General features: G+C 72.2%; 25 protein-coding genes. 12 read left to right on the top strand and 13 right to left on the bottom strand.

All coding sequences use genetic code 11. The annotated features are described in order from the left end of the window. Positions 1–48 precede the first annotated feature (48 nt). Positions 49–1173, bottom strand: coding sequence for an AI-2E family transporter (locus ASG28_RS00740; protein ID WP_055970961.1), 1125 nt, complete (start codon positions 1171–1173; stop codon positions 49–51). A gap of 174 nt (positions 1174–1347) precedes the next feature. On the opposite strand from ASG28_RS00740, the gene ASG28_RS00735 reads away from it, so the two are divergent. Then, positions 1348–2301 carry a manganese catalase family protein gene (locus tag ASG28_RS00735; RefSeq protein WP_055970959.1) on the top strand — a complete coding sequence of 318 codons (954 nt, stop codon included), beginning with the start codon at positions 1348–1350 and terminating at the stop codon, positions 2299–2301. Positions 2302–2385: 84 nt separating this feature from the next. Here the strand turns inward: ASG28_RS00735 and ASG28_RS00730 are convergent, their stop codons facing one another. The 6 genes from ASG28_RS00730 to ASG28_RS00710 all read right to left on the bottom strand — a co-directional run bounded on the left by ASG28_RS00730 (position 2386) and on the right by ASG28_RS00710 (position 6256). Further along, positions 2386–2985: a DUF3618 domain-containing protein gene (locus ASG28_RS00730; RefSeq protein WP_055970957.1), complete on the bottom strand. Its 600-nt coding sequence runs from the start codon at positions 2983–2985 to the stop codon at positions 2386–2388. Continuing rightward, on the bottom strand, positions 2982–3416 hold the full coding sequence (locus tag ASG28_RS00725) for a phage holin family protein (RefSeq protein WP_235477437.1): 435 nt from the start codon (positions 3414–3416) through the stop codon (positions 2982–2984). The genes ASG28_RS00730 and ASG28_RS00725 overlap by 4 nt, the downstream gene beginning before the upstream one ends. After that, entirely contained in the window at positions 3413–4369 is a 957-nt protein-coding gene (locus tag ASG28_RS00720) for a hypothetical protein (RefSeq protein ID WP_055970955.1), read from the bottom strand. The genes ASG28_RS00725 and ASG28_RS00720 overlap by 4 nt, the downstream gene beginning before the upstream one ends. Before the next feature lie 240 nt (positions 4370–4609). After that, positions 4610–4765: a hypothetical protein gene (locus ASG28_RS16290; protein WP_157485592.1), complete on the bottom strand. Its 156-nt coding sequence runs from the start codon at positions 4763–4765 to the stop codon at positions 4610–4612. A 37-nt stretch (positions 4766–4802) separates the two neighbouring features. Then, positions 4803–5099 carry a hypothetical protein gene (locus tag ASG28_RS00715; RefSeq protein ID WP_082454161.1) on the bottom strand — a complete coding sequence of 99 codons (297 nt, stop codon included), beginning with the start codon at positions 5097–5099 and terminating at the stop codon, positions 4803–4805. Next, positions 5096–6256 (bottom strand): inorganic phosphate transporter, encoded by a 1161-nt coding sequence (locus ASG28_RS00710; RefSeq protein ID WP_055970951.1) that lies wholly within the window; start codon positions 6254–6256, stop codon positions 5096–5098. Before ASG28_RS00710 ends, ASG28_RS00715 begins: the two co-directional genes overlap by 4 nt. A gap of 303 nt (positions 6257–6559) precedes the next feature. Between ASG28_RS00710 and ASG28_RS00705 the strand changes: the two genes are divergently transcribed. Then, on the top strand, positions 6560–7243 hold the full coding sequence (locus tag ASG28_RS00705; RefSeq protein ID WP_055970949.1) for a GAF and ANTAR domain-containing protein: 684 nt from the start codon (positions 6560–6562) through the stop codon (positions 7241–7243). Between the two features lie 43 nt (positions 7244–7286). Beyond that, positions 7287–8000 carry a GAF and ANTAR domain-containing protein gene (locus ASG28_RS00700; protein WP_055970947.1) on the top strand — a complete coding sequence of 238 codons (714 nt, stop codon included), beginning with the start codon at positions 7287–7289 and terminating at the stop codon, positions 7998–8000. A 255-nt stretch (positions 8001–8255) separates the two neighbouring features. On the opposite strand, the gene ASG28_RS00695 is transcribed toward ASG28_RS00700, so the two are convergent. Further along, the gene (locus ASG28_RS00695; protein ID WP_055970945.1) at positions 8256–9851 is read right to left on the bottom strand and encodes a 3'-5' exonuclease; all 1596 of its coding nucleotides are present in this window, start codon (positions 9849–9851) and stop codon (positions 8256–8258) included. Between the two features lie 155 nt (positions 9852–10006). Here ASG28_RS00695 and ASG28_RS00690 point away from each other — a divergent pair, with 155 nt between their 5' ends. From ASG28_RS00690 to ASG28_RS00660, 7 genes are all read left to right on the top strand, one after another. Further along, complete coding sequence (locus tag ASG28_RS00690; RefSeq protein WP_055976607.1) at positions 10007–10714, top strand: MOSC domain-containing protein; 708 nt, start codon at positions 10007–10009, stop codon at positions 10712–10714. 73 nt (positions 10715–10787) lie between these two features. Further along, positions 10788–11144, top strand: coding sequence for a PRC-barrel domain-containing protein (locus ASG28_RS00685; protein ID WP_055970943.1), 357 nt, complete (start codon positions 10788–10790; stop codon positions 11142–11144). 122 nt (positions 11145–11266) lie between these two features. Further along, positions 11267–11866 carry a hypothetical protein gene (locus ASG28_RS00680; RefSeq protein ID WP_082454159.1) on the top strand — a complete coding sequence of 200 codons (600 nt, stop codon included), beginning with the start codon at positions 11267–11269 and terminating at the stop codon, positions 11864–11866. Between the two features lie 121 nt (positions 11867–11987). Next, a complete protein-coding gene (locus ASG28_RS00675; RefSeq protein ID WP_055970938.1) occupies positions 11988–12659 on the top strand; it encodes a YcnI family copper-binding membrane protein in 672 nt (223 codons plus the stop codon). Beyond that, a complete protein-coding gene (locus ASG28_RS00670; RefSeq protein WP_055970936.1) occupies positions 12656–14161 on the top strand; it encodes a PepSY-associated TM helix domain-containing protein in 1506 nt (501 codons plus the stop codon). Before ASG28_RS00675 ends, ASG28_RS00670 begins: the two co-directional genes overlap by 4 nt. A 357-nt stretch (positions 14162–14518) precedes the next feature. Continuing rightward, positions 14519–16033, top strand: a complete 1515-nt coding sequence (locus tag ASG28_RS00665; RefSeq protein ID WP_055970934.1) for an MFS transporter — start codon at positions 14519–14521, stop codon at positions 16031–16033. Between the two features lie 96 nt (positions 16034–16129). Beyond that, positions 16130–17299: an acyltransferase family protein gene (locus ASG28_RS00660; RefSeq protein WP_055970932.1), complete on the top strand. Its 1170-nt coding sequence runs from the start codon at positions 16130–16132 to the stop codon at positions 17297–17299. 91 nt (positions 17300–17390) lie between these two features. On the opposite strand, the gene ASG28_RS00655 is transcribed toward ASG28_RS00660, so the two are convergent. Together ASG28_RS00655 and ASG28_RS00650 are read right to left on the bottom strand one after the other, a co-directional pair. Continuing rightward, the gene (locus ASG28_RS00655; protein WP_055970930.1) at positions 17391–17993 is read right to left on the bottom strand and encodes a response regulator transcription factor; all 603 of its coding nucleotides are present in this window, start codon (positions 17991–17993) and stop codon (positions 17391–17393) included. Next, positions 17990–19153, bottom strand: coding sequence for a sensor histidine kinase (locus ASG28_RS00650; RefSeq protein WP_082454157.1), 1164 nt, complete (start codon positions 19151–19153; stop codon positions 17990–17992). Before ASG28_RS00650 ends, ASG28_RS00655 begins: the two co-directional genes overlap by 4 nt. Positions 19154–19284: 131 nt before the next feature. Here ASG28_RS00650 and ASG28_RS00645 point away from each other — a divergent pair, with 131 nt between their 5' ends. Together ASG28_RS00645 and ASG28_RS00640 are read left to right on the top strand one after the other, a co-directional pair. Continuing rightward, positions 19285–20226, top strand: coding sequence for an ABC transporter ATP-binding protein (locus ASG28_RS00645; protein ID WP_082454683.1), 942 nt, complete (start codon positions 19285–19287; stop codon positions 20224–20226). 34 nt (positions 20227–20260) lie between these two features. Beyond that, positions 20261–21049, top strand: coding sequence for an ABC transporter permease (locus tag ASG28_RS00640; protein WP_200925230.1), 789 nt, complete (start codon positions 20261–20263; stop codon positions 21047–21049). 146 nt (positions 21050–21195) lie between these two features. Here ASG28_RS00640 and epsC read toward each other — a convergent pair whose 3' ends face one another. From epsC to ASG28_RS16285, 3 genes are all read right to left on the bottom strand, one after another. Then, the gene (gene epsC, locus ASG28_RS00635; protein ID WP_055970926.1) at positions 21196–21750 is read right to left on the bottom strand and encodes a serine O-acetyltransferase EpsC; all 555 of its coding nucleotides are present in this window, start codon (positions 21748–21750) and stop codon (positions 21196–21198) included. A gap of 1 nt (position 21751) precedes the next feature. After that, on the bottom strand, positions 21752–22690 hold the full coding sequence (gene cysK, locus ASG28_RS00630; protein ID WP_055970924.1) for a cysteine synthase A: 939 nt from the start codon (positions 22688–22690) through the stop codon (positions 21752–21754). A gap of 171 nt (positions 22691–22861) precedes the next feature. Continuing rightward, positions 22862–23359, bottom strand: a complete 498-nt coding sequence (locus ASG28_RS16285) for a hypothetical protein (protein ID WP_157485591.1) — start codon at positions 23357–23359, stop codon at positions 22862–22864. Positions 23360–23797 lie beyond the last annotated feature (438 nt).

Below are 23797 nucleotides of genomic sequence, written 5' to 3'. Positions count from 1 at the left end.
GCGCCGTGCGGCTGCCTAGACCCGCGGCTGCCTGGACCCCGCTGCTGCCTAGACCCGCTGCTGTCGCGGCACGACGACGCGTTCGAAGACGACCACCCCGGCCGTCGCGATCGGGATCGCCACGAGGGCGCCGAGGATGCCGCCCAGCGCCCCACCGCCGAACGCCGCCACGATGACGAGGGCGCCCGGCACGGCCACGGCCTTCGACATCACCCGCGGGGTCAGCACGTAGGCCTCGACCTGCGCGTAGACGAGCAGCACGATGCCGACGACGATAGCGGTGACCGGTGAGACGGTGATCGTGGCGGCGATGATGATCGCGTAGGCCACGACGGTGCCCACCACGGGGATCAGGGCGCCCAAGAAGGCGAGGGTCGCGAAGAGCACCGGCACCGGCCCGCCGGCGATCGTCAGCACGACGAAGACGAACACGGCGTTGACCGCGGCGAGCGCCACCTGCCCGGCGACGTAGCGGCCGACCGACAGGAAGATCTCGTCCGAGATGCTCATGACGTTCTCGCGGTGGCTGCGCGGCACGGCGCGGCTGAGCGAGCGCAGCATCTGGGGCAGCGTGATCGCGAAGTAGAGGGTGAGGATCGCGACGACGATCACCGCGGTGATGGCGTTGGTGATGCCCTGACCGACGGCGAGCAGTCCGCCGCCGAGCGCGAGCAGCTGGTCGGGGTCGAGCAGGTACGAGGTGACGGCCCCCACGGCGTCGTCGACGTCGACGTCGAACCCGACGGTCTCGACGGCCTGCTGCACCCACGGTTGGCGGGACAGGTCCTGCAGGGCGCCGGGCGCGGTCTGCACGACGTGCCCGATCTGCTCGATCAGCGCGGGCACCACGGCCGCGACGATGCCCACGACGATCCCGACGACCAGCACGACGGCGACGATCACGCCGACCCAGCGCGGGGCGCCGGCGCGCGCGAGGCGTCGGACGACCGGCTCGAAGGCGAGTGCGAGGAAGAACGCCAGGCCGATGTAGACGAGGATCGTCGACAGGGCCATCAGGGCGACGATGATGCCGACGCCGAGCCCGCCGCCGAGCGTCGCGATCAGGCCGAACCGGAAGGCGCCGGGGCGCTGCATCGGGCTGGGCGGGGTGTCGGACGTCGTGGCCGTACCGGCCGATCGACGCACGAGACGGGCGCGGGGTGACGAGGGCATCCGACCATCCTGACGCGTCGGGCGCGCCGAGGGCCGACACGGCCGAGGAGGCGCGGGTGCAGACAGAGGGGTACATGTCATCTGGCAAGGTGGCCGGTCCGCGACCGTGCCCCCCGAAGAGGGCGCAGCCTGAGGTCGACGGCATCGCGTCGCCGGAACACACGAGGAGGCTCCATGTACTTCCACGCACAGACCTGGATCAACGAGATCGCCGACGGCGAGCCCGACCCCGCTGCCGCCAACGCACTGCAAGAGGGGCTCGGCGGCCAGTTCGGCGAGATGCGCACCATGATGCAGTACCTCTTCCAGGCCATGAACTTCCGGGGCCCGTCGGCCAAGCCCTACCGCGACCTGATCCAGGGCGTCGGCACGGAGGAGATCAGCCACGTCGAGCTGATCGGCACGACCATCTCGCGTCTGCTCGACGGCAGCCCCGAGTACACCGGCAAGCTGACCGACCCGCTCGACACCCCCGGTGCCGGCGGAGCGACCCCGCTGAACATCGCCCTCGACACGGTCAACATCCACCACTACCTCGTCGGCGCCCAGGGCGCACTGCCGGTCGACTCGGTCGGCAACCCCTGGAGCGGCAGCTACGTCTACAACTCCGGCAACCTGCCGCTCGACCTGCTCTACAACGTCATGCTCGAGTCGACCGGCCGTCTGCAGAAGTGCCGCATCTACGAGATGACCGACAACGCGGTCGCCCGCAGCACCCTCGCGTACCTGATCGTCCGCGACCAGGCGCACGAGAACGCCTACGCCAAGGCGCTCGAGTCGCTCGGGGTGAACTGGAACAAGCTGCTGCCGATCCCGAAGACGAACGCCGAGAAGTTCCCCGAGGTGAAGAAGCTGCTCGACCTCGGTCTGCAGAGCAAGCAGTACAGCTTCGACCTCGACGGCAAGAGCGAGGCGAGCAAGATCTTCCGCGGCCCGTCGCCCTCGAACGACGGCACCGAGCTGACCGCCACCGAGCAGGCCCCGCAGGGCGTGCCGTCGACGATCAGCCCCGAGCGCCTCGAGGAGTTCTCGCCCGGCCTCGACACCGACCTGCTCGAGCTGATCCAGGCCACGGCCGACCTCGAGCTGCAGGAGATCGAGTCGTACTACGGTCCCACCGCGAGCTGACCCGACCCGTCACACGGGAAGGCCCGCCCCGACTCTCGTCGGGGCGGGCCTTCCTGCGTCCGGGTCGACGCGTGCGGGGTGAGGTCAGGCCCCGTGCACGTTCTCCTGCGACTGCTGGGCACTGTCCTTCACGTCGCCCGCGGCGCTCGAGGCGTCGTCCTTCACGGTCGAGGCGGCGTCCTGTGCCGTGCCCTTGACCGACGCGAACGCCTCCTGGGCCGGTTCCTTCAGGTTCGACGCCACGTCCTGTGCCGCACCCTTGACCGAGTCGAGCGCCGGGCCCGCCGCGTCCTTGGCGTCGGAGACGAGCTCCTTCTCCTTGTCCGTTGCGGGGATCAGCGACGACACGAGCCAGCCGGCACCGAAGGCGATCAGGCCGACCGCGAGCGGGTTGCCCTTCGCCTTCCGCACGGCCGCCGACGAGGCGTCCGAGACGCTGCCCGCGGCGTCGTGGCCGGCACCCGAGGTGGTCGACGCGGCGTCGTGCGCCGCGCCCATGACGGACTCCTTGACGCCCGAGAAGCGGCTCTTCACCTTCTCGGTCTGGCGGTGGGCGATGCTCGACGGGTTCACCTTGTCGGCGAGCGCGTCGACGTCGTAGCTGAGGCCGGCGCGGGTGCGCTCGATCTCGGCGCGGATCTCGTCGGGCGTGCGGCTGCTGCCGTTCTGGTCGGTGGTGCTCATGCGGTGCCTCCAGGCGTCACGGTCTCGGGGATCTTCTTGAGGGAGTCGACCGTCTTCGGTGCCCCCTTGATGCTCTTCAGTTCCTTCCGCCCGCGCAGGAAGAGCACGAGGGCGACGATCGCGTAGACGACCGCGATGATCAGCGACGACCAGCCGAGGCCGATCAGCGAGCCGAGGCCCCACATGGCCGCCAGCGAGACGAACAGCAGGGCGAACAGGCCCGTGAGCCCGGCCCCGCCGAACATGCCAGCGCCCTTGCCGGCCTTCTTGGCCGACTCGGTCAGCTCGGCCTTGGCCAGCTCGACCTCCTGGCGGAACAGCGTCGAGATGTCGCCGGTCACTCCGGTGAGCAGGTCGCCGAGCGACGTCGTCGCGGCCTTCTCCTCCGGTGCGGGCGGCGTCGACACGGGCTCGCGGAACGGGTCGCTCACGCGCGCGTCCCCGAGGTGCCGGGCCAGGTGGTGGGCACGCTGGTGTCGGGCGTCGCCGTGCCGAAGCCGGGGACGTCGCCCTCGGTGACGACGTCGTACTCGCCGGCCACGGGACCGACGTCAGCGACGAGACGGCTCGGCGTGGTGGACGACGCAGGAGGCGCGGGCTGGTTCGTCGCGCCTCCTGCGTTCTCGACCGTGGCGGCGTGCTCGTCCTTGGCCTCGGCCGTCAGCGACTTGACGACGCGTCCGGCGAGCAGGCCCGAGACCGCGGCGATGGCGATGAAGGTGCCGGGCTTGCGGGCCGCGTACGACTTCACGTCGTCGAGCAGGCTGCCCGGGTCGCGACCTTCGAGCCAGCCGGCGACGCCGTGGGCGCGACCGGACAGGTTGCGGACGAGCTCGCCCGCGACACCGCTGTCGGCTTTGTCGGCCATCGTGCCGAGCTGCTCGCCGACCTGACGGAGGCCGGCCGCGGCCTTCTCCTGCTGGGCGCCGGCCTGCTCCTTGAGCTCGCCGGTCGCCTGGCCGAAGAGCTGCTTGGCCTGGCCGGTGGCGTCGGAGGCGACCTTCGAGGCCTGCTCCTTGGCGCTGCCTGCGACGTCGGACGCCGCGGACTTCGCGTCGTCCGCGACGCCTGCCGCCTCGTCCTTCGCGGCGCCGGCCTTGGCCTTCGCGGTGTCGGCCGCGCCGGAGCCGGAGCCGGAGCCGGTGGACTCGTGGGCCGGGTGCTCGACGACGACCGGGGCCGCCGTCGCGCTGAAGTCGCTGGCCGTGGCGTCGGGGTCGGTGATGTCCGAGTACGCCCCGACCTGGTCGCCCAGGTCGGTCACCGCGTCGTCGCGGCGCAGGTGGTCGTGGCCCGAGGCGACGCCGGGCTGCGGCTGCCCCTCGGTGGTGCGGTCGAAGACCGGGGTGGACGGGTCTCCGTCGTAGCGCTTGTCGTCGCTCATGTCGTGCCTCTCGGATCGTCGGCGATCGGCCGGGTGACGGTCGCGATCGGGGTCGGACCTGTCACTCTGTCCCCCTCCCGGGGGACGGAGGCCGCACATGGTGAGAACGACTCAGGGGGTTGACTTCCGTGGCCGGAGAGGGAGCGGCTCGAGGGCGAGCCCGCCGAGAAGACACGACATGCCGCTCACGTTCGTTCGTGAGCGGCATGTCGTGACATCTCGGGGCCGGAGCCCGGGCGACTAGCTGTCCTTGCCGTCCGAGACCTCGCTGTCGTCGCTCTCCTCGGAGTCGTCGACGAGACCCTGCTTCGACCCGTCGGCCAGGTCTTCCGTGTACTTCTTGTCGTCCTCGGTGATGTCGGTCGAGCCGTCGGGGATGCCGTTGTCGTTGGTCATGCCCGCACGCTACTCGCCGAGCCCGCCGTCCGGGCCGTCAGTGGAACTGGGGAACGATCATCCAGAGTCCGAAGAGCACGGCCGCCGTCCCCACGGCGAAGCACAACCCTCCGGCGATCGTGGCCGTCAGCGGTCTCGACCGCGACGGGTGCGTGTTCGAGGCGACGGCACCGGGCCCGGCCCCGGCCCCGGCCCCGGCGCCGGACTCGACGGCGCCGTCGGCGAACAGTCGGATGCCCAGCGCGAACGAGGTGACGATGACCGCGGTCGCGGCGAGCGCGGTCGCGAACACCACCACGAAGGCGCCCCAGTCGACTCCCAAGAACATGGTCATTCCCCTCGTCCGCGGCTCGCGCCGACCCGTTCGGCGGCCGGGGCCTCGTCGCTGTCGTTGACGGTCTCGTGGGTCACGGGATGCCGCCGGGCGAGGAGGGCGAAGGCGAGTCCGCCGGCCAGGGCGAGCACCGCGACGACCACCAGGCCCGCCGTGCTCGAACTGGCGAGCCAGGCCGAGACCCCTCCGACCAGAGCGGCGGCCGGCAGGGTCACCAGCCAGGCCGAGGCGATCTTGCCCACGACGCCCCAGTGCACCGTGGCGAGCTTCTTGCCCAGCCCTGCCCCGACGATGGACCCCGACGTCACCTGGGTCGTCGACAGGGCGAACCCGAGGTGGGACGAGATCAGGACGGTCGCGGCCGAGCTCGTCTCGGCCGCGAACCCCTGGGGAGCCTGGACGTCGGTGATCCGCTTGCCCACGGTCCGCATGATGCGCCAGCCCCCGAGATAGGTGCCGAGTGCGATGGCGAGGCCGCAGGCGAGGACCACCCAGAGGGGCGGGGCGGTGCCGGCTCCCTGGTAGCCCGCGGCGATCAAGGTCAGCGTGATGACACCCATGGTCTTCTGGGCGTCGTTGGTGCCGTGCGCCAGCGAGACCAGGGAGGCGCTGACCGTCTGTCCGTGCCGGAATCCTGCCGTCGACCCCCGCAGGGTGGCCTGCCGGGTGACCCGGTAGGCCGCGTACGTGGCGACGAGCGCCACGACGCCGGCCACGACGGGCGAGATCAGGGCCGGCAGCACGACCTTCGACAGGACCACGCCGAAGTCGACGGCCCCCACGCCGGCACCGATCACCGCCGCACCGATGAGGCCGCCGAAGAGGGCGTGCGACGAGCTGGAGGGCAGCCCGAGGTACCAGGTGGCGAGGTTCCAGATGACGGCACCCACGAGACCCGCGAAGATCATGACCGGTGTCACCTGGACCCCGCCGTCTCCCTCGCGGATGATGCCGTTCGAGACGGTGCTCGCGACCTCGGTCGAGAGGAAGGCGCCCACCAGGTTGAGGACGGCCGAGATGAGGACGGCGACCTTAGGCTTCAGGGCGCCGGTGGCGACCGAGGTCGCCATGGCGTTGGCCGTGTCGTGGAAACCGTTCGTGAAGTCGAAGACCAGCGCGATCACGATCACCAGCATCACGGTGACGAACACGTCCATCGGTACCGCCCTCCGGGACGACCGCCGGTCACCGACCGGTGACCGCGGCACGATCGCCCCGCTGCGACGCTAGGCCTCGCGGGCGACGACGAAGATGAACGGCGAAGGAATCTTGCGCACCATGCAAATCACCCCGGGGGCATCGGACCCGGCCGCCAGGGACTCGGTCACGGCTCCCAACCATCCCCCCTCCCCCGGCGTCGACCCACTAGAGTCGTCGCGATGACCTCAGGGTCCTAGTGGAGGAATCCGTGTACCCGTCTCCACCTCGCCCCTCGGCGTCCGACGTGCCGAGGATCAGTCGTGGCTGAGGCGAGCGCCGTCCGGACGGCCGCCGCCTCACTCGCTCGTGCCACCGCACCGGGCACCGACCTGTGCCGCCCGTTCCGCGAGACGTTCGGCGTGACCGGCGCTGCGGTCTCCACGCTAGGCGGCCCCCTCGGCACCGGCACGGTGTGCTCGAGCGACCCCGTGTCGGCGCGCCGGGACGAGATCCAGTTCGACCTCGGCGAGGGGCCCTGCTGGCAGGCGCACGGCACGAACCGTCCGGTGATCGAACCAGACCTGGTCACCGCCCCTCCGGAGGCGTGGCCCGCCGCCGCCGCCGCCCTGACCGAGGCCGGCGTCGCGAGCGTCGCCGCCTTCCCGCTCTCGTACGGTCGCCTCGACCTCGGTGCCGTCGACCTCTACAGCGACGAGCGCCGCGACCTGACCGACGACGAGGTCGACCAGGCCACGACGCTCGCCTGCATCGCCGGCAAGAGCGTCCTCACCCGGGCGCTCGACGCGCTCGAGGCCGGGGACGACAGCCTCTTCCCGACCACCTTCCCCCGTGAGGTGCACCAGGCCTCGGGCATGGTCATGGTCCAGCTCGGCGTCAGCGTCGACGAAGCCCTCCTCGTCATCCGCGGCCACGCCTGGTCGAGCGGTCGAGCGCTGCGCGAGATCGCCAGCGAGATCGTGCTGCGACGGCTGGACTTCTCGTGAGGCAGGACGACGGTCGTCGGCAACACGGCCTAGGCTGACGCCCGTGACCGACCGCGACAGAGAGACCCAGCTCCTGAAGACGTTCGTCACGCTCGCGGACTCGCTCGTGACCGGCTTCGACACCATCGACCTGCTGCAGATGCTGGTCGAGCGCACCACGGCCCTCTTCGACGCCGCGGACGCCGGCATCATCCTCGCCGGCTCGACCGGCGAGCTCGAGGTGATTGCCTCGACCAACGAACGCAGCAAGCTCGTCGGGCTGCTGCAACTCCGTGCCGGCGAGGGTCCCTGTGTCGAGTCCTACACGACGGGCTCGGTCGTCTCGGTCCCCGACCTCGGCGAGATCGACGATCGCTGGCCGGTCTTCGCCGACCTCGCCCGTGACTCGGGCTACGGCTCCGTCCACGCCATCCCCCTGCGGCTGCGTGACCAGACGCTGGGTTCGCTCAACCTGTTCCGCGACACCACCGGCGCCCTCAACGAGGACGACGCGACCGCGGCGCAGGCCTTGGCCGACGTCGCGACCATCAGCATCCTGCAAGAGCGCGCGCTCCGCGAGATCGACTCCACGCGCGACCAGTTGCAGCGCGCCCTCGACAGTCGCGTCGTGATCGAGCAGGCCAAGGGCGTCGTGTCGTACACGCAGTCCGTCGACATGGACGAGGCGTTCCAGCGCATCCGGCGGCACGCCCGGGCGAACCGCCTGCCGTTGGTCGAGGTCGCGGCCGACGTCGTGGCACGACGCCTGACCATCTGACCGGTGCGCTAGGCGCAGCCGTCCGAGGCGCGTACGGTGGGACCCGGCAGCCCCAGACCCCGGTCGCCTTCCTCTCGCACATCGCGGAGGCGCCCCGAGCGGAGCCCCATGCAGCCTGACCCGATTGAACCGATGCCCCACAATCCGCTCGACGAGACAGCCCCCGACCAGCTACCCGGGTGGCCGTCACTCGACACCCAAGACCATCTCGAGGACGATCCCGCCCTCTAGGAACGGTCTCGTCCCGCCAGCGCGTCAGGCCGCGGTGCGCGAACGCCGCGAACGGGCCAGCACGAACGGCAACTGCGTCTCGTCGACCACGGGCACGCCGTAGCGCAGGGCCTTCCGCACCTTGCCCGACGGCCAGGCGACGTCCGCCGCGACGACCAGGGATGTCTCGGTCGTGACCGCCGGCCAGACCACCAGTCCGGCCCGCTCGAGCGTCCGCGCGAGGGCGTCCCGCCCCTGAGTGAGCGATCCCGTGAGCGCGACGTGTGCGCCGGGTGCCAGCGGACCGACGTCGGGTCGGGCGAGGGTCGGCGTGCGGGGCTCGGACGGTGCTCCGAGGGACTCGTCGAGCCCCTCGATGACCTCGAACTCGTCGAGCTCGTCGTCGTCCGCCGGCCGGGGTGCCCGCTCGAGCACCGACGGCACGAGGGCCGCGTCGCGGCGGTGCGGGGCGATGCCGAGCATCTCGGCCACCGCGTCCACCTGCCGACGCTCGTCGTCGGAGAGCACGTCGTGCGCCCACACGGTCGAGACGAGCGAGGCGAAGTAGCGGTCGTGCAACACGACCCGCGACGGCTCGTCGAGGTCGAGCTCGGCGGCGAGGGTCGCGAGGTTGCCGGCCTCGTCCGTCGAGAGGTAGCCGTCGGACAACGCCTTGTCGAGCATCGCGGCGTACTGGTTCTGCCGACGGTCGAGGTCGAGCTGGGGCAGCAGCTCGGTCGCCCGCTCGAGGAACCGCGGCTCGGCGGGCGCCGGCTCGACGGACAGGCCGTACACGTCGCGGTCGAGGTCGAGGTCGACCGGGCCCGTGAGGTGCGTGCTGCCCGTGGGACTCGCCGGGGGCACCGCCGCGGGAGCGGCCGGCGTCACGGCGCCGGAGGCCGAGAGGACCGCGCCTGCCGAGGGGACCGGTGCGAGCTCGGGCACGCGGGCGACGCGGCGCCGGGACCGCCAGGCCGCGCGGCCGGGACCGTGGCCTCCGTCGTCGGCGCCGCCCGCGCCTCCTGCGTACCGGGGGTGCGGGGTGGACCGCGGCGTCTCGGCCGTCGGCCACTGCTGCAGGGCGGCGTAACGGCCCCAGTCCTGCCACCAGGCCGACTGGGCGTCACCCATGCGCAGGTAGGCGGACACCAGGCGGGCCGTCGCGGTCGCGTCGGCGAGCGACTCGTGGGCGACGGAGAGGTCGACGTCGATGGCCGCGCAGCAGTCGGCGAGCGTCCGGCCGGCACCGGGCAGGTAGGTGGGCGCGAGCTTCATCGTGCAGAGGGCGCCCGCACCGTCGGGTCCGAGCGGCGAGACCAACCCGAGGCGCGCGAACTCGGCCGCCAGGAACTGCGCCTCGAAGCGGGCGTTGTGCGCGACGACGACCCGTCCGCGCAGGCGGTCGCAGAGGTCGTCGACGACGTGCTCGAACCGGGGCGCCCCGCGCACGTCGGCGCTGCGGAGACCGTGCACGTGGATGGGTCCGAGGTCGCGCGAGGGGTCGACGACGGTCTCGAACGACGCCTCGACCTCACCGTGGGCGTCGAGGTGCACGATGCCGATCTCGATGACCCGATGGTGACGCCCGGGCCAGAGTCCGGTCGTCTCGACGTCGATGACCGCGTAGCCGCCGTGAACCATGTCATCCCTTTCGTCGGGGTGAGCCTGGCAGGTTGCCCGATGGGCAGCCAGCCCGCAATCGGGTGACACCCGTCGTGGGGCGGTGGGGGGACGCGGGGTCAGGAGGCGCGGGTCGGCGCTTCCCGTCGGTCGCGTCGTCCGCCACGATGGAGGGCATGACCGCCGCCTCCGCCCCCGTCATCGCAGCGACCGCCTCCGCCCCGGCTCCGACCGCCTCCGTCACGGCCGTCTGCTGGGTGTCCGCCCTGCTGCCCGACTCGGGCACGATCGGCGTGACCGCGATCGACAAGCGCCCCGTCGACGGTCCCGTGCACGTGCGCCCGCTCGGCCTCCGCGCCGACGTGCAGGCCGACCGCAAGCACCACGGCGGTCTCGACCAGGCGGTGTACGTCTTCGCCGACGAGGACGCCTCCCACTTCGCCGGGTTGCTCGGCCGCGAGGTGACGCCCGGGCTGTTCGGCGAGAACCTGCGGACGGCCGGGATGGACGTCACCGGCGCCGTGATCGGCGAACGCTGGGCCGTGGGCGAGACCCTCGTGCTCGAGGTCACCAAGCCGCGCGTCCCGTGCGGCACCTTCGCCCGGCGCCTGGGCGAGAGCCAGTGGGTCAAGCGGTTCTACGCCGAGGGCCGTCCCGGCACCTACCTGCGGGTGGTTAAGGCTGGTCCCGTCCAGGCGGGCGACGGGGTCGCCGTGCTGTCGCGGCCGTCGCACGGGGTGACGATCGGAGAGGCCTTCACGGGGCTCGAGCCGGACCGGGCCGAGGCCCTGCTCGCGGCCGTCGACGGACCCGACCGCCTGCGGCTCACCGACGAGGTCCGGGGCTTCGCCGAGAAGGCCCTGCGAGGGCGCGTCCCCGCCTGAGCGCAGGGGGACGCGCTCCACTAACCTCGACGACGAGGGCCCGGACGGGGCCCGCGCCAAGAGGAGGCACCCCATGTTCGAAGCCGAGAACATCCGCGACTGGATCGGCATGCCAGTCGTCGACCCCGACGGTGACAAGGTCGGCTCGCTCGAGAGCATCTACTTCGACACCGCCGCCGACCAGCCCGCCTTCGCCACGGTGACGGCCGGCATGCTCGGGCGCTCGCGCCTGGTCTTCGTGCCGTTGCAGGGCGCGGTCGTCGCCCCGAAGCACCTCAAGGTGCAGTTCGCCAAGAAGCTCGTCAAGGACGCCCCGTCGATCGAGACCGACGGCGAGCTCGAGGCCGCCCGCGAGCCCGCCGTGTTCGAGCACTACGGCCTCGTGTACCAGACCGGCGCGGCCGGCGAACGCCGCCTCGGCCGTCGCTGACCGCGGCACCGTCTCCGCCCGAAGGGCCCCGCCGAGTCGGCGGGGCCCTTCGGCGTCCCCGGCCCGGTCCGGTCGTGCCCGACGCGTCCACTACCGTGGGAGGGATCGTCGGGAGGACGCAGGTGCAGGGACGTCAGGAGCGCATGGCGCGCGCCGTGCTGTCCGCCGGCGTCGGCACGTCCGTGACGGCCGCCGCCCACGCCGCCGGGGGCGGGACGTTCCCGCCGCCCCTCCTGTTCCTGCTCGTCTTCGTGCTCGGCGTCCTCGCGTGCTTCGGCCTGGGCGGGCGCCGGGTCACCCTGCCCCGCCTCGTGCTCGCCGTCGGCGCCGTGCAAGGCCTGCTGCACGCCCTCTTCTCGATGGCTGGCGCCATGACAGCGCCCACCACCTCGGCGACGACGGGCGGTCACGGGCACCTGCACGATGCGGCCATGGTCATGCCCGGCGACCTCGGCGACCACGACGGCTCGATGGTCGGCTCGCACGTCGTGGCCGGTCTCGTGACCATCGCGTCGCTCCGCCTCGGCACGGCGGCGGTCCGGCAACTCGGGCGGGCCCTCCTCGTGCGACTCGTGACGCTCGTGGCCTCCGTCGTCACCCTCGAGGTTCCTCACCGCCCCTCGGGCGTGCCCCGCGTCGACGACGCCCCGCGACGCCCGGTCTCCCTGCGGCTCGCGACCTCCCGCGTGCTGCGTGGGCCCCCGGCCGCCGCGACGACCTAGCACCCGCGCACCCTCCGACGGGCGTGCGCGGTCTCGACGTCCGACTGCGCCCTGCGAGGGTGCGGTCCGTCACCTCCCGCCGCCCGCGTGGTCTCACCACGCCTGCTCGAAGGACTTCCCCATGCGCTCCCGCGCCCTCGCCACCACCTGCATCGCCGGCGCCGCCGGCTTGACCCTCGCCCTGACCGCCCCCTTGTCCGCCTCGGCCCACGTCGAACTCGACGCCTCGGCCACCACCCCCGCCACCCTCAGCGTCCTCACCTTCGCCGTCGGCCACGGCTGTGCCGGCTCGGCCACGACCTCGCTCGCCATCGACTTCCCCGCCGGGGTACAGGCGATCACGCCCACGATCGCGCCGGGGTGGACCATCACCGAGACGAACGACGACACCGGCTCGACGGTCACCTACACCGCCGACGTCCCCCTGCCCGACGGCTACCGCGACACGGTCCAGGTCTCCGCACTGCTTCCCGTCGACGGGGAACCCGGCGACGTCGTCGCCTTCCCGACCCTGCAGACCTGCGAGGTCGGGTCGACCGCCTGGGACGAGCTGCCCACGGACGGCGTCGAGCCCTCGTCGCCGGCCCCGGCGCTGACGCTGACGGCCGCCGAGCCGGCGACGGACACCTCGGCCGCGGACGTGTCCGACACGACCGACGTCGTCGCGGCGGCCGCCGACGCCCCCGTCGACTCCCTGGCGCGCGGTCTCGGCCTCGCGTCCCTCGTCGTCGGCGTGGTCGCCGTCCTGCTGCTCACCGTCGCACTGCGTCGTCGGGGCGGTGACGCTCGATGACCGCCACCGGCCACGAACGGCCCGCGGCGGCGACGACGACGGACCCGACGCGCGAGCCGTCGTCCGCGAACCGGCCCGCGCCTCCTCCGGTCCCGACGAGAACGCCCGCGCGACGTGGCTGGTTCGCGCCGATGCTGCTCAGGTTGCACTTCTTCGCCGGGGTCCTGGTCGGGCCGTTCGTCCTGGTGGCGGCGCTGACCGGCGCCGCCTACGCCTTGACGCCGACCCTCGAGCAGGTCGTGTACGACCGCGAACTGCACGCCCCGGTGTCGGGAGCCGCCCTCCCGCTGGCCGATCAGATCGCCGCGGCCGACGAGGCCGTCGGCGACGGCGGAACGCTCGTCGCGGTGAGGCCGGCCCCCACGCCCGGCGACACCACGAGGGTGATGTACACCGGCGACGACCTGATCGAGGGGCAGACGCGGGCGATCTTCGTCGACCCGGCCACCGCCGAGGTCCGTGGCGACCTGCCGGTCTACGGCACGAGCGGCGCACTGCCGTTGCGCACGACGATCAGCGACCTGCACCGCAGCCTCGGGCTGGGCGATGCCGGACGGCTGTACAGCGAGCTCGCGGCCAGCTGGCTCGGGGTCGTCGTGCTCGCCGGGCTCGGACTGTGGATCGGTCGCTGGCGGTCGGCCCGGAGACGGGGCCGGACGACCCGCGACCTGCTCCGGCCGGCACCACGCAGCTCGGGTCTCCGTCGGATCTCCTCCTGGCACGCCTCGACGGGCGTCTGGCTGACGGTCGGAGCCCTCTTCCTGTCGGCGACCGGCATCACCTGGTCGCAGTTCGGCGGCGCGAACGTGACCTCCGTGCGGTCGGCGCTCAGCTGGACGGCACCGACGCTGCCGACGGCGGTGGGCGGTTCGGATGCGGACGCAGCAGCCGGGGGTGCGAGCGACCCGCACGCAGGACACCACGATGCCGCGACACGTGGCACGGGAGCCGTCGACCCTGCGTCCTTCGACGCCGTGCTGGCCGTGGCCCGCACGGTCAACGTGAACACCGGTCTGGTCGAGATCGAGCCGCCGGCGGACGCCGCGAGCGCGTGGACCGTGACCGAGATCCAGCGGAGCTTCCCGACCGAGGTGGACGCCGTGGCCGTCGACGGCGCGACCCTCGAGGTCGTGGGGCGCACCGACTTCGCCGACCACCCGTTCATGGCGAAGCTCGCCCGGTGGGGCGTCGACACCCACATGGGGTCGATGTTCGGCCTGCCGAACCAGCTGCTGCTCGTCGCCACGGCGCTCGGCATCGCGGCCATGGTCGTCTTCGGCTACGTGATGTGGTGGCAGCGGCGGCCGACCCGAGGTGGCTCACGGGCGCTGGTCGGTCGACCGGCCCCCGCAGGTTCGCTGACCCGGGCGCCGTGGTGGGGCCTGACGCTGGTCGTCGCCGCCGGGGTCGCGGTCGGGGTGTTCCTCCCGCTTCTCGGGGCGAGCCTGGTCGCGTTCGTCCTGCTCGACGCCATCGTCGTGGTCGCGCGCACCCGGGGCTGAGCGACGCCGGCGCCGACCGGGGGCGCCGTTCCCGACCGGCACCGCGCCTCCGCGCGTGCAATTCCCGACATCGAGAGGGCGACACGCCGCCGGTCTCGCCCGCCGTGCGGCGTGTCGCCGTCGAGGTGTCGCGATGTGCACAGGTGGACGGGGAGGCAGCCGGTGACGGCGGTGCGCGCTCGAGTGCAGAACGTGCAAAAATCAGGAGGCGCTGGTCGGTGACCAGCGCCTCCTGCGTCCCGCGCACGCCCCGACGCCGCCGTCACGCGCTCCGGCCTCGTGCCGCCCCACGCCCCCGCCTCGCCCCACGCCCTCGCCTCGCCTCACGGCCCGTGCCGCTGCCCGAAAGGCTCCCCCATGACCGACGCCTCCGCCGCTCCCTCGACCCGCGCCTCCTCGGCGTCCTCGCCCGGGGCCGGCCCCGGCCAGCCCGCCGGCGTGCCACGTCACGCCTGGTACGCCCTCGTCGCCCTGCTGCTCGGCATGTTCATCGCCCTGCTCGACACGACCATCGTCAACGTCGCCCTGCCGACGATCCGCACGACGCTCGACGCCTCGGAGTCGACCCTGTCGTGGATCATCTCGGGGTACGCGCTCGCCTTCGGTCTCGCACTGATCCCCGCCGGACGCATCGGCGACCGCATCGGCCACAAGTGGGTCTACTTCACGGGCGTGCTGCTCTTCACGCTCGCGTCTCTCGCCTGTGGCCTCGCCCAGGACGACACCCAGCTCGTCGTGTTCCGCGTCGTGCAGGGACTGGCCGGCGGAATCTTCGTGCCCGCCGTGACGGCGTTCATCCAGTTGCTGTTCCCCGGTCGCTCGCGCGGCAAGGCCTTCGCCATCATGGGTGCCGTCATCGGCGTCTCGTCGGCGCTCGGCCCGATCATCGGCGGCCTGATCATCCAGGCGTTCGGCGACGAGAACGGCTGGCGTCTCGTCTTCTACGTCAACCTGCCGTTCGGCATCATCACCCTGATCGCCGCCGCGGTGCTGCTGCCCAAGCGCGACGAATCGGTGCCCCGCCCCGACCGCGGGCTCGACTGGATCGGCCTCGTGCTGGTCTCGGGCGCCTTCGTCGCCCTGCTCGTCCCGCTGATCCAGGGACAGGACGAGGGCTGGCCGCTCTGGACCTACCTGACGATCGCCGCCGGCGTCGTGCTGCTCGCCCTGTTCGGCCTGTGGGAGGTCGCGTACACGAAGCGCGGCAAGACCCCCCTCGTCCCACCCAAGCTCTTCGCCCACCCGTCGTTCACCGGCGGCGTCGTGCTGGCGCTCGTCTACTTCGCGGCCTTCACCAGCATCTTCTTCACGATCTCGCTGCTCTGGCAGTCCGGACTCGGCCACAGCGCGCTGGCCTCGGGCGCCGTGGCGATCCCGTTCGCGGTCGGCAGCATCATCAGCTCGTCGCAGAGCAACCGCATCGCCGCCCGACTCGGGCGCGGCGTGTTGATCCTCGGCACGGCCCTCGTGACGATCGGCCTCACCTGGATGTGGCTCGTGCTCGTCACGGTCGACGCCTCCGACCTGACGAACTGGATGCTGCTGGTGCCGCTGCTGCTCGCCGGCCTCGGCAACGGCTTCTTCATCGCGCCGAACGTGCAGTTCATCGTCGCGACGGTCGACCGGCAGGACGCCGGCTCGGCCAGCGCCGTCATCTCGGCCATCCAGCGCATCGGCTCGGCCGTCGGCATCGCCATCATCGGCAGCGTGCTCTTCGGGACGCTGACCATCTCGGGCCGCACGCCCGCCGACGTCGCCACCGGGTTCACCGACGCGGCCGCCCACGCCATGCTCGTCAGCGCGATCTTCGCCTTCGCCTCGTTCGTGCTGGTGTTCGCCCTGCCGCGTCGCGTCCCGCGGCAGCGCGGGTAGCGCCCTCCTGATGCTGCCCACGAGCGGGTGGGGCCGGGATGCGAACCCGGCCTCCTCGTTCGGGCGGCACCAAGAAACGTGAGGCACACTGCAACGATGCCCTCAGCCCTGCCGACCACAGAGCCGACCGTCCGCCCCGTCTCGACCACCCGTCGAGACCGGGTCCTGCCGCTCGACGGCCTGCGAACCCTGGCCATCGCCCTCGTCGTGCTGTACCACCTGCACGTGCCGGGCTTCGGCAGCGGATTCGTGGGCGTCAACGTGTTCTTCGTGCTGTCGGGCTACCTGATCACCACCCTGCTGCTGCGCGAGCACGCGTCGACGGGACGCATCCGGCTCGGCCGGTTCTGGGTCCGTCGCCTGCTGCGGCTCTACCCGACGTTGCTCGCCGTCGTCGTGGTCGGCATCTCACTGTGGTGGCTCGTCGGCGACTACCAGGGCTCGACGCTCGGCCCGGTCGGTGCCGCCGTGATCGCCCTGACCTACTCGGGCAACATCGCCCGGGCCTTCTTCGACACCTCGCAGGGCGTCTTCGCCCCGATGTGGAGCCTGTCGATGGAAGAGCAGTTCTACCTCGTCTGGCCGCCGGTGCTCGTGCTGCTGCTCGCCGTCGCGGTCAAGCGCAGGGCCCTCGTCGCCGGTCTGTCGGTCGTCGTCGTCGCCTCGGCCGTCGCGACCTGGTTCCTCTACGACCGCCCGTCCGGCAGCGCGACCCCCGACATCTACTTCAGCCCCGTCCTCAACGTGGCCCCCCTGCTCATGGGCTGCGTCCTGGCGGTCGTCCTGCGGTCCGATCGCGTGCGGGCCGCCCTGGCCGGCCGCTGGGGGGCGCTGGCCACCTGGCTCGGACTCGCCGGGGTCGTGGGCTCGTTGTTCGTCATCGGATCGGGCTGGCAGCAGAACGTCCTGACCTTCGCGGTCGCCCTGCCCGCCGTGGGCCTCGCCTCGATGCTGTTGATCGGCGGGCTCGTCACGGCGTCGTCGCCCGTCGCCTGGGTGCTGTCCCTGGCCCCGGTCGCCTGGTTCGGACGTGCCATCTCGTACCCGCTGTACCTCTGGCACGTCGTATTCATCGCGCTCCTCGAGCCGTACGTGCAGGGCGCCCTCGGCATCGTCCTCGTGCTCGCCGCGGCCGTCGGCACGTCGGTGCTCTCGCACCACGTCGTGGAGAAGCCCGCCCTGAAGCTCAAGGGGCGCTTCGAGCCTCGAGAGCCGCGCCGCGCCTCCTCGGCCGTCTCGCGGGACCGCGAGCTCACGAACGCCTGACCCGCGGGCCTCACCGCGCGCCGAGATGTCACGACTTGCCACTCACCTTCGGACATGAGCCGCAAGTCGTGACATCTCGGCGGTGACGGGGTCAGAGCCAGCCGCGTTCGCGAGCGACCCGGGCGGCGGTGTGACGGGACGAGCTGCCCGTCTTCTGCATGGCCGACGACAGGTAGTTGCGCACCGTGCCCGACGCGAGGTGCAGGCGGGCGCTGATCTCGCGCACCGAGAACCCGTCGGTCGTCAGGCGCAGCGTGTCGAGCTCGCGCTCGGTCAGCGGGCAGTCGTCCATCATCGCCGACGCCGAGATGTCGGCGTCGATGTAGCGACGGCCGCCGTGCACCTGCACGATCACCCTCTCGAGTTCGTCGGGGTCGACCGACTTCGGCAGGAAGCCCCGAACGCCGGCGCGGAGGGCCCGCCGGAGCACGCCCGGACGACCGTGACGAGTCAGCAGCACGACCGCCTGGTCGGGTCGTCCACCCAGGATGGCGATCGCCGCGTCGATGCCGTCCATGCCGGGCATCTCGAGGTCGAGCAGCACCACGTCGGGCTGGTGGAGGGCCGCGAGCGCCACCGCCTCGGTGCCGTCGACGGCCTGGGCGACGACCTCGACGGTCTCGCTCAGGTCGAGCAGGGCGGCGATCGACCGCCGGAGCAGGGTCTCGTCGTCGGCGAGCAGCACCCGGATCACGAAGCACCCCCACGCAGCGCCGCGGCGGGTGTCCCGGCCGCGTGGGCCTCGACCCGGAACTCGGCGTCGATCTGACGGGTGGTCACGGTGCCGCCGACCGCGCCGAACCGTTCGCCGAGGCGGGCCAGGCCGCTGAGCCCTCGCATCGGTTCGGCCGCGCCGTCGTTGACCACCTGGACCGACTCGGGGCCGAGCACGATGGTGACCCGCTCGGCCTGGGCGTGCCGCAGCAGGTTCGTGGTGGCCTCGCGCACGACGTGACCGAACAGGTCGTCGGCCGGGTGCCCGACGGGAGGGACGCCCGTGACCTCGAGCTCGATGCCCGCAGCGCGGATGAGCTCGGTCGAGTTGGCCAGTTCGCCGGCGAGCGTGAGGGTGCGTTCGCCGTAGGCCAGACGGCGGGTCTCGGCGATGGTCTGCACGATCAACTGCTCGGCCTCGCGGAGGTGCTGGCGCGCGGCGACGGGGTCACGGTCGAGCGTCTTGTCGGCCAGTTGCAGCTGCAGGCGACTGACGTGCAGGGCCTGCCCCTGGATGTCGTGGAGATCGACCGAGAAGCGGTAGCGCTCCTGCATCACGGCGAGCTCGGACTGCGTCTCGCGGGCCGCGTCGATCTCGAGGTAGAGGTCGAACCCGTACCGGTTCAGTCGACAGACGCCGTACATCGCGAGCAGGGCGAGCACGACGGCCACGACCTGCGCCGTCAGCACGGGCAGATCGTCAGCCGAGGTGAGCACCACCGGCAGCAGGGCGAGCACGAGGCCGACGATCAGCCAGCGCGGAGCGGCGAGCGGCGCGGTCGTGGTGACGTAGCCGAGCGAGATGCCGAAGAAGAACAGCACCACGAAGTTCTGCCCGCCGAGGGGCACGATCAGCCAGAGACCGTACGACGTGACCAGGGTGGAGGCGGTCAGCCACCACGGGCCTCGGCGCTCCCAGAAGAACGACTGAGCGGTGACCAGCGCACCCACGACACCGACGGCGGCCACGAGCGCGGGCGAGGCCCCCTCGACGACCAGGATCGTGCCGAAGACCACCGTGTAGAACGCGGCCAACCCGACGAACGACCAGGTCACGTAGCGCCGCATGCGCGCCAGGGGTGGCAGTCGGGATCCCGTGACGAGGCTCGCGGAGCGGGCGGGCAGCGTGCGGCGGGGCATGGAACCACGCTAACGGAGTGCCCACGCGGACGGGCCTGCCCGATGTCACGCCTGCACGTGACCGATGTCACACGGAACTGGTGGCGCGGTGGCACTACGACGGCCGCGCCGAACGCGAGATCGTCGATGACATGACGAACTCCACCGACACCACGCCCCGCCCGGCCGTCACCCGTGATCAGGCGGAGGAGGCCGACACCGTGATCTCGACGCGGGGCCTCACCTGCTCGTACGGGTCGTTCACCGCGGTCGACGGCGTCGACCTCACGGTGCGTCGGGGCGAGTTGTACGCCCTGCTCGGCACCAACGGAGCCGGCAAGACCACCACGCTCGAGGTGCTCGAAGGTCATCGCGAGGCCTCCAGCGGCACGGTCCAGGTGCTGGGCAGCGACCCGGCCGACCGTCGCCGCACGCGCCCCCGCATCGGCATGATGCTGCAGGACTCCGGCCTCGCCCCGGAGCTGACCGTGCGCGAGAGCGTCCTGCTCTCTGGGGCCGTCTCGGGCCGCGACGACGACGTCGACCGGGTGCTCGGCCTGGTCGGCATCGACCACAAGGCCCGCGCCCGGGTCGCCCAGCTGTCGGGCGGCGAGCGCCGCCGCGTCGACTTCGCCGCCGCGGTCTGGGGCACCCCCGAGCTGGTCTTCCTCGACGAGCCGACGACCGGCCTCGACCCGGCCGCCCGCGACGCCCTCTGGGCCGTCGTCGCCGAACTGCGGGAGGCGGGGGTCACCTTCGTCCTGACGACCCACTACCTCGAAGAGGCGGCCGAGAACGCCGACCGCATCGGCCTGATGCACGCGGGCGCGATCCGCCGCGAGGGCACGGTCGCCGACCTGACGGCCGGGAGCACGACGAGCATCCGGTTCGTCGCCCCCGCCGCGATCGACGACCTCCCGTTGCCGATCACCCGCACCGAGAACGACGTCGTCGTCGTCGAGACCGACGACGCCCAGCGCGACGTCGCGACGCTGCTGCGCTGGGCGGCCGACGCCGACCACACCCTGGCCCGCTTCACCGTGCACGAGTCGGGACTCGACGACGTGTTCCGCGACCTCAGCCGCGCCTCCTGACCCCCTCGATCCACCGTCCTCGAAAGGACCCCTCATGACTTCCGTCGTCACCTCCTCCCCCGCCTCGACGGGTCCGACCGGGCCCGGCGGCACCTCTCCCTCCGGCTCGAACCGGTCGGGACCCGTCGCCATCGGCGTCGCCGAGTTGCGCATGCTCGTGCGCAACCGCACCGTCGCGCTCTCGGCCCTGCTGTTGCCCCTGGCGTTCGGAGCCGGCACCTTCCTGTTCGGTGTCTACGGCACGGGCGGCATGCTCGCGGGCGTGCAGATCGTGGGCATGGTGGGCCTCGGGGTCTACATCACCGCGACGACGACGCTGGCGGCCCGTCGACAGTCGCTCTACCTGAAGCGACTGCGCAGCGGTTCGGTCAGCGACGCGGGCATCATCGGAGGACTCGTGCTCCCCGCCATGGCCGTCAGCCTCGCGCAGATCGTGATCGTGCTCGGCGTCCTCGCCGTGCGCGAACCACCGGCGAACCCGGCGTTGGTGATCGCCGCCGTCATCATCGCCGAGGTCATGTTCGCCGGATTCGCGTTCGCGACGGCCGGCTTCAGCACCTCACCCGAGCACGCGCAGTACACGACCATGCCGATCTTCATGGTCACGCTCGGCGTCGCCATCTGGTGGACGCTCACCGGTGCCGACGACCTGCTCTGGCTGAAGCGGGTGCTGCCCGGAGGCGGACTCATGGAACTCGCCGTGCTCGCCTGGAACGGCGGCGACCTGTCGGTCGTCCCGGTGCTGCTCGCCCCCACGCTGGTCTGGGCCGCGCTGGCCGTGGTCGCGGGGATGCGACTGTTCCGCTGGGAGCCTCGCCACTGAGGCGGGCTCGCCGAGGAGTCACGACATGCCGCTCGGGTCCACGGTGACCGGCACGTCGTGACTCCTCGACGTGCCGGGCCCGGTCGGGGCAGGGCCCGGCCCGGCCCGGTCGGGGCAGGGCCCGGCACGGCCCGGTCGGGGCAGGCTCAGGCCTCGGCGCGCGGCCGGGCGATCGCGGGCACGCCCACCGCGACGGACCCGGGCGGGACGTCCTTCGTCACGACGGCGTTGGCCCCGACGACGCTGCCGCTGCCCACGGTGACGCCGCCGAGCACGGCGGCCCCGGCACCGATCATCACGCCGTCACCGACGGTGGGGTGCCGGCGGCCGAGCGCGCCTCCTCGTCCCTTGCCCCCGAGGGTCACGCCGTGGAAGATCGTGCAGTCGTCGCCGACCACCGCGGTCTCGCCGATCACGACGCCCATGCCGTGGTCGATGAAGAGGCGGGCCCCGAGGCGGGCCCCGGGGTGGATCTCGACGCCGGTCAGCGTCCGGGCCACCTGCGAGAGAACCCGCGCGGCGAACCGCGACCCGAGGAGGCGCGGTGCCGGCCCCGCACGCCACAGTCGCGAGGTCACGCGGTGCGCCCACACCGCGTGCAAGCCCGAGTAGACCAGAGCGGTCTCGACGCGTCCTCGGGCCGCCGGGTCGCGCCTCCGGACGGTGTCGAGGTCTTCGCGGAGGCGGGCGACCAGCTGCACCCTAGGCGTCCGCGAGGTCCTGGAAGAGCACGGTCGACAGGTAGCGCTCTCCGGTGTCGCAGACGATCGCGACGATGCGCTTGCCGGCGTTCTCGGGTCGCTTCGCGATCTCGAGTGCGGCGTGGATGATGGCGCCCGACGAGATGCCCGAGAGGATGCCCTCTCGCGTGGCCAGGTCGCGCGCGACGCGCAGGGCGTCGTCGAGCTGCACGGGGAAGACCTCGTCGATCTGCGAGCGGTCGAGCACCTCGGGCACGAAGTTCGCCCCGATGCCCTGGATCTTGTGCGGCCCGGCCTTGCCCTCGCTCAACAAGGGCGAGTCGGCGGGCTCGACGGCGACGACCTTCACGCCGGGGACCTTCTCGTGCAGCACCTGGCCGACGCCCGTGATCGTGCCGCCGGTGCCGACGCCCGCGACGAAGAAGTCGATCTTCCCGTCGGTGTCGCGCAGGATCTCGGGCGCGGTCGTGCGGCGGTGGATCTCGGCGTTGGCCCGGGCCTCGAACTGCTGCGCCCAGATCGCGTTCTCGGTCTCGGCGGCGATCTGCTTGGCACGCTCGACGGCGCCCTTCATGCCCTCGGGGCCGGGGGTCAGGACGATCTTCGCGCCGTAGGCCTTCATCACGGTGCGTCGTTCGACGCTCATCGTCTCGGGCATGGTGACGATCACCTGGTAGCCGCGGGCGGCACCGACGAGGGCCAGCGAGATGCCGGTGTTGCCGCTCGAGCCCTCGACGATCGTGCCGCCGGGCTTCAGGTCGCCGGACGCCTCGGCCGCGTCGACGATGGCGACGCCGAGGCGGTCCTTCACGCTGGCACCCGGGTTGTAGAACTCGAGCTTGGCCAGCACCTCGGCCCCGCCCTCGGCGGGCAGCGAGTTGAGCTTGACGAGCGGGGTGTTGCCGAAGGCCGAGGTGATGTCGGCGTGGATTCCGGGCATGCGCGGGTCTCTTCCGTGAACGGGGTCTGTGCGGACGGATCGATGCTCATCTTAGGCAGCCGCCCTGCGCCGTCCCCCTGTGCGTCCCCCGCCACCCCGCCACCCCGCCCACCCGCGCGCCACCCCGCCACGATGTGAGCACGCCGCCAGGATGTGGTCACAGCACCACGCCTAAACCTGGCGGTGTGGCCACATCCTGGCGTTCTGCCGTGGTCTGAGCTCGACGTCGAGGTCTCGGAGAATTCTGGCGAGCGGAAGGCGCAATGCGACGTCCTCGGCGTCGCATCGTCCGATCACCGAGACTCCACCCGACCTCACCAGGCGGCGCTCGCGCGCCTTCTCGGCCTTGACCACGGCAGACGGCACCTTCCCTGCCCGGAAGGCCGCATCGTCGTACTTGGCCTTGCCGTCGAACTCGAGCGCCGCGTCACCGATCACGAAGTCGCATCGTCCGGCCAGCCCCTCGTCGTCGAAGAACTCGACCTGCATGGAGGGCTCCGGAGCGCCGAGCTCGAGCAGTGCCAGGCGACACAGGGATTCGCCGCCGTTCTCTGCCCACGGCGTGGCGAACGCCACGACCCCGCGGGCCGTCGACAGCCCCCGCGTGCCGGATTCACGGTCAAGCCGCTCGAACAGCAGCCGGCGCATGCCGTCGGCCGCGGCGTCCACGAGCGACCGGTGACCAGCGGACCGACGCGGGTCGCGTCGGTCTGACGCCTCGAAACACCCCGCCCGAGCCGCGGCGCGACGAAGGACGGCGTCGACACAGAGCACCCCGTCGGCGAAGGACGCCGTCCTCGACCTGTCGACGGCCGTCCGCCCCTCGCTCGTCACGACGAGCCCGTCGATCTCGACCGTGTCGTGTGCATCGATCGGCCCCGGGTGGCGGACGACTCGTGCGGTCGCCTGTGTCCGGTCGCGGCCGGGATCGATGACATGCACCGGCCCTCGCGGCCAGTCGACGCTCGGCAGACGGTGGAGGGCGACGGCCGAGCCGTGCGACACGACGACCCGCGGCGACAGACCGGCCATTACCGCCCGCGTCGTCAAGACGTGTCGTCCACGTCTGTCGAGACGCGCCTAGTCGGCGGCTTCGACGTAGACCCC

It is taken from the genome of Frigoribacterium sp. Leaf415 (assembly GCF_001424645.1).
Classification (GTDB): Bacteria; Actinomycetota; Actinomycetes; order Actinomycetales; family Microbacteriaceae; genus Frigoribacterium.
The sequence above is the reverse complement of the archived record's forward strand: the minus strand, read 5'-3'. Positions and strand labels throughout refer to the sequence as shown.